The organism is Brachyspira pulli (assembly GCF_036997785.1).
Lineage (GTDB): Bacteria > Spirochaetota > Brachyspiria > Brachyspirales > Brachyspiraceae > Brachyspira > Brachyspira pulli.
In genome coordinates this window covers 12,628-26,479 of record NZ_JAWLQI010000021.1, presented here as the reverse complement: position 1 = coordinate 26,479, position 13,852 = coordinate 12,628, and the positions used below count along the sequence as shown (strand labels likewise).

Genomic DNA, 13,852 nt, shown 5'->3' with positions numbered 1-13,852 from the left:
AGCATAAATTAAAACAATATTCCTATAGCAAATCTTGGCAAAGGTACAAGTCTGATTAAATTATTATAAGATAAACCAATATCAATAATAGATATATCAAGGAACGGACGTATTCCGCTATTTACTCCTAAACCTCTGGACACATCTATTCTAAATCCAAGCTCTCCAGAAATATAGAAATCATACATATATGACATTCTATTTGTATATGTAGAACTTTCTTTTATATATTCTCTATTTTCAGTCATAAATATAGTAGTACCTATTTTTGGCATTAAGAAAAATCCAGATGCTTTATCTTTACTATTACAATAGAATCTTCCTCCCACAGAAAAACCAAGAGCATATACATTTCCATTATAATTAATTTTAGAATTATCATAATATGTTTTCATAGTGGCAAAAGTTGTATCTACATTTAACTCTATTTTCTCAGATGCTCTGTATGTATATGTTATACCCAATCCGAAAGTTCCCTGTGTTTTAAGATGACTAGAATCACCGCTTGGAAAAATAAGATTGAATACTGTTGGGGCTGTTAACATATAAAATATGGTAGGCCCAAAATTTACACCTAAAGAATGTCTATGTGACATTGTATTAGTTACTGTATTAATATTATTGTTTGTTTCTTCTGTTACAATTTCATTATTATGTAAGTTCTTTTCTACTGTATTATTTGTAGGTTCTTTAGCTGTTTTCTGAGCAAAAGATATGCTAGTAAGTATAAATAAAAATAAAGCTATTAATTGTTTCTTTCTCATTTTATACCCCTAACTAAAATCTTAAACTAAAACCTATTCTAGGAAACAAAGATAATTTGATAGCAGATACATAATTAATTACACCAGGGAATGAATTCCAAGATGGTATCATAGCAGCTAAATCAACTAAACCGCTTCCAAAGAAACCTATGCCTTCTCTAATATCTTCATAAAGTCCAGGCATTCCAGAACGTACATAATAACCTATTTCAAATAATGATATATCTATATAAGGTTTTACCGGCCATTCTCTTGTAGGGAATAATTCTATAGTCCAGCCTAATTCATAAGATAAATACATTGTAGCATCAACTGTATGACGTTTAGTTTTTAATCCAGAAATACCATTTTCTGTTTCTATATCATACATGAAAGTTTCAATTCCAAATCTCAATGTATTAACAACTTGTCTTTTTTTACCGCCGTAGAATTTTATTCCTATCGTAGCAGGCATATATATTAAAGAAGCTTGTAAATAAGTATCAGAACCTATTAAAGAACCGATATTATCTCCTATAATACCGCCAGTATTTCCTGAATCAGGAAGGAATGAACTTGCTAAATCCCCTACTTTATCTTTAGGTATTCCAAGTCTAAATGTCATAGACTGAACACCAAATCCTAATTCTATTCCTATACGAGGATGAACTAATAAAGTATATGATATATTAGGTACATACCAAAAACTGCCTTTAGCTTCTATAGCTTCAATATATTTTCCAATATCACCTAATTCAAAATTAGCCAATCCTGCTAATGTTTGATAATTATTAAATACTGTGTCAATTAAATGAGGGAACAATGCCACATATCCTGGATTTAAGTTTACACTTACTATTTGTCTTCCTTTAATCCAACTGTAAGTATTAGTGTCCGATTGTGTAGACATTGGTATGCCGTTAGCATATAGATTAATTATAAATACATTAAATACTATAATAGCTGTAAGGATTTTTTTCATGTCAAAGCCTTATATATTTATTGTTTTGGCCCTATCTGACTAGGATTGCCAAAATTGCTGGAACTTAATCCGCCGAATAATTCTATTAACCTATCTTTTTCTTCTTCTGTAACATTTGAACTTGCTGCTATTTTATCTACATCTATTTTATTAGGATCGCCGCCGCTATTAACAATATCTTTCATAACACCAGTAATATTTTCTTCGCCGACTATATTCATAACCTCATCAATAGATTCTTTAGCCTGCTGATCCATCTCTACTGTATACAAATTATCTCCGCCTGGTACTGCTACTATATAGCCTTTATCTCCGCCTTGATAAACACCGCCTACACCTAATATTGTATCATTAAATGTATAATCTTTTCCATCTATTGTTAATTTATCGCCATCTACTGTGACACCTTGCCAATTACCGCTAGCTATTTTATTTAAAAAGAAATCAGGGCCAGGTTCTGTTATTGTCAAACTTGTTTTCTTGCAAGAAAATGCTGCTAATAAAATAAATATTATAATAGCATATTTTGAAAATCTCATTAATGTTCTCCTAAAATAAAAATATATTGTATAATTATACTATTTTTATTTATAAAAACAACTATAATATCATTTATATAAACTCGGATATATATACATTAAAATTTAATTTACTTATCATTGTAAAAATATTAAATAAAGTTATTTTATATTTTTATATTTTCACAAAAATAAAATATATAATTAAAACAAAAAATAACTCAACATATAAAACATAATTTATAATAAATAACACATATATAATATACTTTAACAAAAACTATAAATACTTTTTATTAATAAAATTGTATTATCTGTAAAATAACACCTTGACAGAAAATTTGAATTGAAGTAAAATTTACAACATGCATCAAATTTAAGGTAAATCTTTTGTTATATGAATAAAAATACAAAACATACTACTTGTATCATAAATCATGAAGAAAGTTTTAAAAGAATCATTATAAATAGAAATTACAAAACAAAAAGATACTCTATAGATTTTTTTGTAGCTGGATATAAATATAATAACGGCAAAGATGTAATAGATTTATTGCTAAAAAATGAGCCTATTAACTTTATACATGAAATAACAAATCCTTATGATAGGTTTGCTATAGCTATTTATGATAGAAGTTTTGACTTTAGGCTTGGTTATGTTCCAAGTATCATTTCTCCGTTAATCTCGTACAAATTAGAAGATAAAAGAAACAAAGTTCATGCTATTATAAAAAATGTAAAGCTAGATGCTATTGATGAATGTAAAATAGAAATCAGAGTATTTATAGATATAGCCAAGAAAAAGAAAGCTATATAATATTTGTTGCATATAAAAAAATATATGATATTATATATTTATGGTCAGTAAAGTTTCAGTAAAAACAGAAATAGAATTTCAAAAAGTAAAAGATAATTTTGTAAAAGAACCTTTTAATTATGGTATTTATGTATTAACAGGAAAAGAAAGGCTTTTTAAAAAGGCATTTGTTGCTGCTATGCATTCTGCTATGTTTCCAGATGAAGGCGACAGTGAAATGAATTACAGTGTTTTTTATGATAAAAATGATGCTGTAGGTTTTGCCCCATTAGAAGTAGCTGATACTCCACCATTCGGTTCAAAATTAAGACTTATAGTTATTTATAAATACAATAATTTTCAGGAGGATTTTTTAGAATATTGTTCTAGTCCTTCTAAAACTGCTGTAGTTATACTTGAAACTGAAAGCAATTTAGATGAAGATCCATTATATAAATACTTTTCAAAGAAACAAAATGCAAATAATATATATTTTATAGATTTTCCGTTACCTGATGAGCGAGATTTTAGAGGATTGATCAATGCTTATATTATAAAACAAGGGAAAAAAATAGCTTCCGATGCTGTTGAATATTTAATTAATAATATAAATTTGGATTACGACTCACTTTATTCAGAGCTTGCCAAAATTTGTAATTATAATGATAAAGAATATTTGAATGTTGAAGATATAATGGATTTTACTTATGTATCTAAAAACAGAAATATATTCGATTTTTTAGATGCTGTTTTTGAAAGAAACAGAAAAAAAAGTTTTAGTATAATGCATAGATTAGATCAAGACGCTTCAAGTTCTTTAACTTTGATGATGAATAATTTTCTAGCAATATACTATATGAAAATATTTCCGCCTCAAACTACTTTAAATGAAATAAGCAAAATAACAAAGATTCCAGAATTCATCTTAAAAAAGAAAAAAAATTCATTGAAACTTTTTTCATTGGAAGAAGTTACTGATATAATATCAAAAATATCATATTTGAATACATTAAGCGTTACAACACCAGTAAATGTATTTAAAGCCCGTTTTGAATTATTTTTGTTTACAATTACAAAATAACTTTATAAAAATAAAAGAATAATCATCAAAACTTTTAATCAGAATATCTATAATACACAAAGTACTATAATTAAACATATTAATCATTTATATAAAAATAAATTTAATGCAAATTTAAATTTTTATTATCTGAAAGTTATATTTTTTTATATATTATTACTATGACATATTTTTATATGTGAATAATTATATTTTTAATTGTTTAAATATTTATTTAAAAGAATTTATACAAAAAAATTATATTACAATATAAATTTGTTTTGACAAATAGTAGTTTGTTTTGTATAATATTTTAGAAAGTTTTGGAGGACAGTTTTATGTATTTAGTAAATCTTATGGAACAGAAAGTTTCAAAACTAGCAGATTCATATTTAAAAGATAAAAATATTCCTGTTAATACTAATATGCGTATGGATATTATAGCATATACTTTGAATAGAGTTCAGCCTCAGTATGTTACAAGTGCCAGAGGAGTACTTCACAGCTATAATAAAGATCCTATACAAAGCAATACAGAAATATTAAGCATAATAGCTGATGCTTGCGAAATAGTTACCAGAAGAAAAGAAAATACATTATTAGAATCTGTACCTTCAATAGAAGAAAGCGGTTATTATTTAACATACCCTAGTATAATGGGAAATATTACTGCTTCAAATAATTTTGAAAAAATAGACAATGCTTTAGTTTATATATTCTGCGAAGGTCAAATACTTCAAGGTTACGGAGTTAATTTCCCTAATCCTGCTATAGTATCAAGTAATGTACCTGGAAAATTTATGTTCTGCTTTATGCCTAAAAAAGTAGATTCTAATAAAGAAGTTGATGTTAAACTTGATATAGTTATAGAATCAGAAAAATTTATGCAATATGAAAGCGTATTGTCATTTAAATTAAAACCATCATATTATAATGCTGGAGATATGCCTTTATTCTCCATAGAAGAAGTTAATGATATATTATTAATAGAAAATCATAATATACCTAATAATAATTAATTGTTATATATAATAAAAATAATTATCATAACCCTAGTATAATCTTTTAAGAGAAATTAATGAGAGTAATTAGATTTATTGTATTTGCATGTTTTTTGATTATTTTTATTGTAATAGCAAATTTAATTCATAAAAACAGTACTTCCTATGAAGTTGTTACTATAACAAGTCCATTTACTTACAAAAATATAATAACTTATAGTAATAATGATATAAAAGCCTTAGCTTCTTTATCTTTCAAAGATTCATTAAATAGTTTATCTGAAATGTTTGATATAGATGCAGCATTTATTGGAAATAATATATTGAAAAAAAATATAAAAATAAGAGAAGATGAAGCGGAATTAGTAGTATTTACTCAAAATAATAATATAGGTCAAATAACTATTAACAGTTCTAAAAATGTTGATGTTTTTTTGGATAATGTATTGGATAGCCTATCATCAAATAATATACGTATGGAAAAACATTTTTTAGACGATGAAAATGGTAATATTTTAGCTGAAATATACATGCATCAAGCAGAAAGCTATAAAATCATTATAACTAAAACATATTTGGAAAATTCTAAAAATTTATCTATAGACTATATAAATTTGAATACTATTTGATATATTTGTTTTATTTGTATTAAATTTACAAAAATATTAATTTTTTTCCCTTGACAAAAAATTTACTTAATATTATCATTACTAAATAAGATTGATTATCAATTATAAATTATTTTTTATATATAGGGAATTATGATTATGAATAATACAAGAAACACTATACAAAAACAAGTTATATTAAACGCTGTTAAAGAATTAAAAAATCACCCAACTTCAGAAGAAGTTTACAACTATATCAAACCTAATTTCCCATCTATAAGTTTAGGCACAGTATATAGAAATTTAAATTTACTATCAGAAACTAAAGAAATACAAAAGTTATCAGTTATAGATGATGCTGTACGTTTCGATCATATAACAAATGAGCATTATCATTTTCAATGCAGCAAATGCAAAAAACTATTAGATATACCTATGGAATATCAAAAAAAGCTAGATGAATTAGTTTCAAAAGAATATGATGTTGAAGTTTTTAAACATGATATAGTATTTACTGGAATATGTAAAGAATGTAAAAATTCTTAATTTTTTTAATTATTGTAATCGGTTTTTTTACATTAAAAAATAATTTATTATATTCATTTTGTTAATAACTGTATCAAAAAGTCTTGATTTTAGTACTTATATTTTATATACTATTTGTATAACATTTTAAATTTAAGGAATAATTATGTCAAAAGGCTATTTAGCTTTAGTGCTACATGCTCACTTACCTTATGTGAGACACCCTGAACATGAAAACTTTTTGGAAGAAGAATGGTTATATGAAGCCATTACGGAAACATATATCCCTTTATTAGATGCATATGATCGAATGGTTAACGACGGAGTAAACTTCAAAATTACTATGAGTGTAACTCCACCATTAATGAATATGTTAGCTAATGAATTACTTCAAAATAGATATGTTAATTATATAGAAAAATTAATAAAATTATCAGAATTAGAGTGCGAAAGAACATCATTAGATCCTAATTTTCATCATACTGCAGAATTTTATAGAGATAAGTTTAGAAAGATTAGAGATATTTTTGTTTATAAATACAATAAAAACATATTAAATGGTTTCAGATATTTCTTGGAAAGAGGAAATTTAGAAATAATAACCTGCGGTGCTACACATGGATTTTTCCCATTCATGCAGGAATATCCTAAAGCAATAGAAGCTCAGCTAAAAATGGCTGTAAAAACTCATGAAAAACATTTAGGAAGAAAACCTACTGGTATATGGCTTGGGGAATGCGGATTCTTCCCTGGACTTGAAAAACATCTTGCAAACAATGGAATTAAATATTTCTTTGTTGATACTCATGGTATTATGTATGCTGACAGAGTACCTAAATACGGTGTTTATGCTCCTTTATATTGTTCAAGAGAAAGCAGAGTTGCAGCATTTGGTAGAGATATAGAAAGTTCAAGAAGTGTATGGAGTGCTGAAGTTGGATATCCAGGAGACTTCAGATACAGAGAATTCTATAGAGATATAGGTTATGATTTGCCATTTGAATATATTAAAGACTTTATACAAAGCAATGGACTTAGAAAAAACACTGGTATAAAATATTATAGAATTACTGGTAAAGATTGTGCAAAAGAGCCTTATAATCCTGAATGGGCTATGGAAGCTGCCGGAGATCATGCTGGAAACTTTATGTTCAACAGAGAAAAACAGATTGAGTATTTATCTTCTGTAATGGACAGACCTCCAATAGTAGTATCTCCTTATGATGCTGAATTGTTCGGACACTGGTGGTATGAAGGCCCTATGTTTATAGAATTCTTAATGAGAAAAATTCATTATGATCAAAATACAATAGAAACTATTACTCCAAAAGAATATTTAGAAAGACACCCAGTAAATCAAATATCAATGCCTTCAATGTCAAGCTGGGGTGCTAATGGTTACGGAGAAGTATGGCTTAATGGTACTAATGGCTGGATATACAGACACTTACATAAAGCTGCTGAACGTATGATAGAATTAGCACATGACTATTATAATGAAACTGGTCTTTATGAGAGAGCTTTGAATCAGGCAGCACGTGAATTATTACTTGCTCAAAGCAGTGACTGGGCTTTCATTATGCATACTGGTACTATGGTTGATTATGCTGTTAATACAACTAAACTATATGTAAAAAGATTTACTGACCTATACTATGCTATTAAAAATAGGGACTTAAACGAAGAATGGTTAAGTAAATTAGAATGGCGTGATGATATATTCCCAGAAATGGACTTTAGAATATATAGCTAATGATTAATTAAGAAATTTATTCAAGAGTATGTATATTACAAAATATGCATACTCTTTTTTATATCAAGTATTTATACCTAAACAACTACATTTTGTCAGAAATAATTTTTTTGAATTTTAAATATCTGCAGGGCTTTGCCCACCGCTCTGCGTGCTTACGCAGCACCACAGTTCTTTTGCGACCGTAGGGAGTGCCTGTGGTATTGGCACAAAGAACCTATATCCTCAACAAGCTCGGATACGCTTCGCGAAAGACTGCATTTTTAGTCTAAATTTAGGTTATATTCCATATTTAATGAATATTTTTCAAATATAAAGTTCTAGCAATTGCGTTTTCGCGAAGCGTATCCGAGCTTGTTGAGGATATAGCTACTTTTTTGTGCGGCAAAAAAGTTGATAATTCTATATAAAGTGCATCAGTTGACAAACTTAAAAATTTTCAGTATATATTATCCAATATTTACGAATTACAATTAATTATGTTTTATAAAAAACAGTTTTATATTTTTAGTATAAAGTAATATTTTACTTGATTATATATTTTTTGTATACTATAATTTATATATAAAAATTTTTTTAAAATAAAAAATAAATATTTAGAGGTGTATAATGGAACAAGAGGTAAAAGCAAGAATTGATTCTTGGTTAAATGGTTCTTATGATGAAGAAACCAAAAAAGAGATTAGAGCATTATTAGATGCAGGTAATGAAAAAGAATTAATAGATGCATTCTATAGAGATTTAGAATTTGGTACTGGCGGACTTAGAGGAATAATGGGAGTTGGTACTAACAGAATGAATAAATATACTGTTGGTGTTGCTACTCAAGGTTTAGCTAACTATATACTAAAACAAGGCGGAAGTGATTATAAAGTTGCTATAGGATATGACTCAAGAAATAATTCTGATGTATTTTCTAAAGCTGCTGCTGAAATACTTTCTTCAAATGGCATAAGTGTTTATTTATATGATGATATTCACCCTATTTCGCTTCTTTCTTATGCTGTTAGAAGTTTAGGCTGTATAGCTGGTATAGTTGTTACTGCTAGCCATAACCCTAAAGAATATAATGGTTATAAAGTTTATTGGACTGACGGTGCTCAAGTTATTCCTCCTCATGACAAAAATATAATAGAAGAAGTATTGAAAGTTAAGCCTGAAGAAGTAAAAATGGGTGATGCTTCAAAAGTTACTCTTATAGGAAAAGATATTGAAGATAAATACATGAATGATTTAATGGGATATTTAGTTAATCCTGATATCATAAAAAAACATCATGATATAAAAATAGTTTATACTCCTATTCACGGTTCCGGATACAAAATGGTTCCTATGGCTTTAAGAAAAGCAGGATTTACTAATTTAACAACTATGGAAGGATCTCAGCCGCCTAATGGAAACTTCCCTACTGTTGAATCACCTAACCCAGAAAACCCTGAAGCATTGAAAATTGCTGTTGATAAAGCTAAAGAAATAGGTGCTGAACTTGTTATGGGTACTGACCCTGACTGCGATAGAATGGGCTGTGCTTTACTTACTAAAGATGGTTCTTATATGTACCTTACTGGAAACCAAATCGGTTCTATCATAGCATACTATCTTATAACAAACAAAAAGAATGTTCAAAATCCATATATAGTAAAAACTATAGTTACTACTGAACTTGCAAGAGCTATTGCTGATGCTAATAATGTAAAACTTTATGATGTTCTTACTGGATTCAAATGGATTGCTGATATTATAGAAAGAACAAAAGATGGCACATATTTATTCGGATTTGAAGAAAGTTTCGGATATTGTATTAACTCTAATGTACGCGATAAAGACGGTGTTAGTTCTTGTTTAATGCTTGCTGAAGTACTTGCTTATTGTAAAGACAATAACATGACTTTAGCTGATTACTTAGAAAGCATTTATGAAAAATATGGATACTTCTATGAAGAAACTATTTCCATAACTAAAAAAGGTGCTGACGGTGCTAAAGCTATAGCTGATTTAATGACTTATTACAGAAACAATTTACCTAAAGAAATTTCTGGTGTTGAAGTTGTAAGTATAAGCGATTATGAGAAAAAAGAAGTTTATGATAATACTGGTAAAAAAATAAATGATATTACTTTACCTAAATCTAATGTTCTTCAATACATACTTGCTGATAAAACAAAAATTACTATCAGACCTTCTGGTACTGAACCAAAAATCAAATTCTATTTTGAAGTTTGCGTAAAAGAAAGCAAAGATAAGAGACTTGCAGTTGCTAAAGACAAAGTAGCTAATTTCAAAAAGTTTATTAAAGAATAATTTATTTATATAATTAATAAATACCAAAAGCCTCATTATTTTTAATGGGGCTTTTTGATATTTAAAGATTTATTCTAAATCCCGCCCTTTATTCCTTATTACTATTTTTTTATTTTAATATTAATTATATTTATAGCTTAAAAAGAAATTTCAGCACCCACCCAAGTGCTGATTAGATTTTTAATGCATTTAACGCACGGTGAACTAAATTTATAATATAATAAAATTCGGCTTAAAAATAAATCTATATTTTTAATATTATTCTGCGTGCGGTTAACATTCTATAAATTAAAAAAATTCTGGGCGGGCAGCTAAAATAACAGTTAAAATAAAAAATAAAATAATATAAAAACGACAGAATAGCATTATAAACCTAAAGGGCGGGCAAATGTAATTAAAACTATATTAATCTTCACGTATTTTTATATTAAATCTATTTCTAAAACTAGAATAAACAGATGGTATTATTATCAATGTGAACATAGTAGAAAATATTAAACCTCCGCATACAGCTATAGCTAATGGTCTATACATTTCACTTCCATTACCAATCTCAAATATCATAGGAAGCAAACCTAATATAGTGGTTAATGATGTCATAAGTACAGGTCTTAATCTTCTCTTACAAGATTCTAAAGCGGCATTGTCCCAACTTATTTTTTTCTCAATAACTACCCTATTCATATAATCAATCAATACTATGCCATTATTAACAACTATACCAACAAGCATTATTATTCCTATACCGCTATAAACATTTAAAGTTTGCTTTCCTAAATATAAAAATACTAATGCTCCAAATAATGCAAATGGAACTGCCAAAGATATTACAAAAGGCGTAATATAAGATTCAAATTGTCCTGCTATAATAGCATATACAAATACTAAAGCCATTATTAAAGAAATAATTAATTGTATAAACGCTTCCTGCATATCCTCATAATCACCTGAAAAATTCACAGAAAATCCGCTAGGTATATATATATTATTAATCTCTTTTCTAATATCATTAATAATTTCATTTATCGGTCTTCCAAAAGAACTGGCACTTATTTCTATTATTCTTTTATCATTTTTTCTATTTATCTCTGTCGGGCCTGTAGCTTTATGAATATCAACAACAGAAGAAATAGGTACTATACCATTTGAAGTTGGTATCATCATCTTTTGAATAGTAGAAATAGTATCTCTGTTTGTATCTTCTAAACGAACTATAATATCAGTATCTACATATATAGAATTATTCAAAGTCATTTTACTGGCCGTAGTACCGCTGAAAGACATTCTTATAATATTAGCAATGGTGTTAATATTGATACCCATTTTAGAAACTAAATCTCTATTAATATCAAAAATAAGTTCATGATTTGAATCATCTTCTTTTACTAAAACATTTCTCACACCATCAACTTTAGATGCAGCGGCTATAATATTGCTTGCAACATCATATCCTCTCTCTAAATCTTCACCTACAAGCTCTATAACTATAGCACTATAATCCTTAGGCTTACCTAAAGCTACGTTCTCAGAATTAAGTTCTATACGTCCGGGATAACCATTAACTCTGTTCCTAATCATCTCTATATAATAACTGATATCTAATTTTCTTCCTAATTCTCTATCAACTAATTTTACCCTAACCTCTCCATGATGCTCGTTTCTTCCAGTTCTAACTCTAGTTTCATAATATTCCATATTGTTTCCAACAGCATCTTCTATATCATGCTCCATAGATTTCATAAACATATCCGTAAACTCTACTCTGGCACCTACTGGAAGTCTTAATCTGGAAATTATTGTTCCTTCATCGGATACAGGATATCCTTCCTTTCCTATATTGGTTAATAATAAAAATAATGATATGCTTAATGATAATCCTATTAAAGCAAATGATTTCTTTTTATTTCTTATCACTATATAAAGTGCTGTTAAATAAAATTGTTCTATTTTGCTATGCAAATTCTTATTAAAAAACTCTGATAATTTATTTAATACAAAATTCAATTTGCTTTGATTATTTAATTTTCTTAATCTTGAAGCTAATAAAGGTACTATGGTTAAAGCTACAAATAGTGAAGTGATTAATGAAATAGAAACAGTCATACATAAATCACTAAACATCTGCCCCATTTGTCCTTGAACAAAAAGAAACGGTAGGAATACGCATACACTTGTTAAAGTAGAAGCAGTAATAGCAATAGATACTTCACTAGTACCTAAAATAGATGATTTTAAATTATTTATTCTAGTAGTTTTTTTATCATAATTATATTTTGAATAATAATTATTATAATAAAAAATATTTTCGAGAACAACTATAGAATTGTCAACCATCATTCCAACACCTAGAACTAAACCGGAAAGAGATATTACGTTTATTGTTATATCAAAGAAATACATTAATATAAAAGTACTTATAACTGATATAGGTATGGAAACACTTATAATAAATACGCTTTTTATATCCCATAAATAAAACATAAGAACTATAACTGCAAATAAAGCACACTGCCAAACCGTATTTAATACATTGCGTATGGAATTTTTTATTGTATCTGAACTGTTAAATAATATTTGATAATAAACACCAGCAGGCAAATTAATACTATCAAGTCTTTTCTGTATATCTCTTGATATTTGTATGATATTGCCTCCTGATTCTTTAGTTATAGCAACAGTTAATGCCTTGCTTCCATTTATACGAACTATTTCTGAATCATCTTCATAATCCTCATGAACATAAGCTATATCTCTTACTCTCAAAGGATAAATTCTATCTCTTAAAGCTATAACTACATCTTCAATATCTTCTACCTCTCTGAACTCTCCTGTAGTTCTTATATTATATTTGTATACTCCTTCATAAGTTTCGCCGCCTGCAATGTTCTGATTTTCTAAAGCCAAAGTATGAACTATATCATTAATATTTATGGAATAAGCATTAAGTCTATTTAAATCTATATCAACACAAATAATTTTTTTTTAATCCGCCCCTTATTTCTGTTTGAGCAACTCCGTCAACTTGTTCTAATCTTGTAAGTATTTGACTATCAACTAAATCATACAAAGAAGATAAATTATCCGTACCAAAAAAAGCTATATTCATTATTGGTGTAGAATCACTTGAAAACTTTGATATATTAGGGTTTTCTGCCTCATCTGGTAAAGAAGATCTAATCATATCTATAGCTTCCCTTATATCATCAGCTGCAGTTTGTAAATCTGTTCCCCAATTAAATTCTATTTCAACATTAGATTCAGACTCTTTTGATTTTGATTTAATAGTTTTTACATTATTAACAGAAGATACAGCACTTTCTACTATTCTAGTAACCGATTTCTCAACTTCTTCTGGGCCGGCATTCTCATAAGTTGTTTTTATACTGATAATAGGCACTTCCATATCAGGCAAATAATTTATATTAAGTCTTGAAATACTTATAAATCCAATTATGAACATGGATACGAGTGTAACAAATACTGTTGTCGGTCTGCTTACTATGATAGTAATAAATTTTTTCATTTTTATAAATTTAAATCATAAAAATATTTCGCAAATATGATA

General features: G+C 27.6%; 10 protein-coding genes and 1 pseudogene. 7 read left to right on the top strand and 4 right to left on the bottom strand.

Annotation, left to right across the window (positions count from 1 at the left end):
* Nucleotides 1-8: 8 nt before the first annotated feature.
* The 3 genes from R4K56_RS06415 to R4K56_RS06405 are packed head-to-tail and all read right to left on the bottom strand — an operon-like array spanning nt 9 to nt 2,264.
* The gene (locus tag R4K56_RS06415; protein ID WP_335757312.1) at nt 9-764 is read right to left on the bottom strand and encodes a hypothetical protein; all 756 of its coding nucleotides are present in this window, start codon (nt 762-764) and stop codon (nt 9-11) included.
* A 13-nt stretch (nt 765-777) separates the two neighbouring features.
* Nucleotides 778-1,725, bottom strand: coding sequence for a hypothetical protein (locus R4K56_RS06410; protein ID WP_335757313.1), 948 nt, complete (start codon nt 1,723-1,725; stop codon nt 778-780).
* A 17-nt stretch (nt 1,726-1,742) separates the two neighbouring features.
* Nucleotides 1,743-2,264, bottom strand: coding sequence for a hypothetical protein (locus R4K56_RS06405; RefSeq protein WP_335772182.1), 522 nt, complete (start codon nt 2,262-2,264; stop codon nt 1,743-1,745).
* A 376-nt stretch (nt 2,265-2,640) separates the two neighbouring features.
* Between R4K56_RS06405 and R4K56_RS06400 the strand changes: the two genes are divergently transcribed.
* The 7 genes from R4K56_RS06400 to R4K56_RS06370 all read left to right on the top strand — a co-directional run bounded on the left by R4K56_RS06400 (nt 2,641) and on the right by R4K56_RS06370 (nt 10,287).
* On the top strand, nt 2,641-3,060 hold the full coding sequence (locus R4K56_RS06400) for an HIRAN domain-containing protein (protein ID WP_297297265.1): 420 nt from the start codon (nt 2,641-2,643) through the stop codon (nt 3,058-3,060).
* A gap of 40 nt (nt 3,061-3,100) precedes the next feature.
* The gene (holA, locus tag R4K56_RS06395) at nt 3,101-4,120 is read left to right on the top strand and encodes a DNA polymerase III subunit delta (protein WP_335772183.1); all 1,020 of its coding nucleotides are present in this window, start codon (nt 3,101-3,103) and stop codon (nt 4,118-4,120) included.
* 317 nt (nt 4,121-4,437) lie between these two features.
* Nucleotides 4,438-5,118 (top strand): late competence development ComFB family protein, encoded by a 681-nt coding sequence (locus tag R4K56_RS06390; protein WP_335757316.1) that lies wholly within the window; start codon nt 4,438-4,440, stop codon nt 5,116-5,118.
* A gap of 59 nt (nt 5,119-5,177) precedes the next feature.
* Entirely contained in the window at nt 5,178-5,729 is a 552-nt protein-coding gene (locus R4K56_RS06385; protein ID WP_335757317.1) for a hypothetical protein, read from the top strand.
* 138 nt (nt 5,730-5,867) lie between these two features.
* Nucleotides 5,868-6,254: a Fur family transcriptional regulator gene (locus R4K56_RS06380; RefSeq protein ID WP_335757318.1), complete on the top strand. Its 387-nt coding sequence runs from the start codon at nt 5,868-5,870 to the stop codon at nt 6,252-6,254.
* Nucleotides 6,255-6,399: 145 nt separating this feature from the next.
* Nucleotides 6,400-7,986 (top strand): glycoside hydrolase family 57 protein, encoded by a 1,587-nt coding sequence (locus R4K56_RS06375; protein ID WP_297297255.1) that lies wholly within the window; start codon nt 6,400-6,402, stop codon nt 7,984-7,986.
* Between the two features lie 609 nt (nt 7,987-8,595).
* On the top strand, nt 8,596-10,287 hold the full coding sequence (locus tag R4K56_RS06370; RefSeq protein WP_335772184.1) for a phospho-sugar mutase: 1,692 nt from the start codon (nt 8,596-8,598) through the stop codon (nt 10,285-10,287).
* A 405-nt stretch (nt 10,288-10,692) separates the two neighbouring features.
* Here R4K56_RS06370 and R4K56_RS06365 read toward each other — a convergent pair.
* A pseudogene (locus tag R4K56_RS06365) lies at nt 10,693-13,810 on the bottom strand (efflux RND transporter permease subunit).
* Between the last annotated feature and the right edge of the window lie 42 nt (nt 13,811-13,852).

Excerpts from the sequence above, each read along its gene's own strand:
- R4K56_RS06415 (WP_335757312.1), bottom strand. The coding sequence starts at position 764 with ATGAGAAAGAAACAATTAATAGCTTTATTTTTATTTATACTTACTAGC.
- R4K56_RS06410 (WP_335757313.1), bottom strand. The coding sequence starts at position 1,725 with ATGAAAAAAATCCTTACAGCTATTATAGTATTTAATGTATTTATAATT.
- R4K56_RS06405 (WP_335772182.1), bottom strand. The coding sequence starts at position 2,264 with ATGAGATTTTCAAAATATGCTATTATAATATTTATTTTATTAGCAGCA.
- R4K56_RS06400 (WP_297297265.1), top strand. The coding sequence starts at position 2,641 with ATGAATAAAAATACAAAACATACTACTTGTATCATAAATCATGAAGAA.
- holA (WP_335772183.1), top strand. The coding sequence starts at position 3,101 with ATGGTCAGTAAAGTTTCAGTAAAAACAGAAATAGAATTTCAAAAAGTA.
- R4K56_RS06390 (WP_335757316.1), top strand. The coding sequence starts at position 4,438 with ATGTATTTAGTAAATCTTATGGAACAGAAAGTTTCAAAACTAGCAGAT.
- R4K56_RS06385 (WP_335757317.1), top strand. The coding sequence starts at position 5,178 with ATGAGAGTAATTAGATTTATTGTATTTGCATGTTTTTTGATTATTTTT.
- R4K56_RS06380 (WP_335757318.1), top strand. The coding sequence starts at position 5,868 with ATGAATAATACAAGAAACACTATACAAAAACAAGTTATATTAAACGCT.
- R4K56_RS06375 (WP_297297255.1), top strand. The coding sequence starts at position 6,400 with ATGTCAAAAGGCTATTTAGCTTTAGTGCTACATGCTCACTTACCTTAT.
- R4K56_RS06370 (WP_335772184.1), top strand. The coding sequence starts at position 8,596 with ATGGAACAAGAGGTAAAAGCAAGAATTGATTCTTGGTTAAATGGTTCT.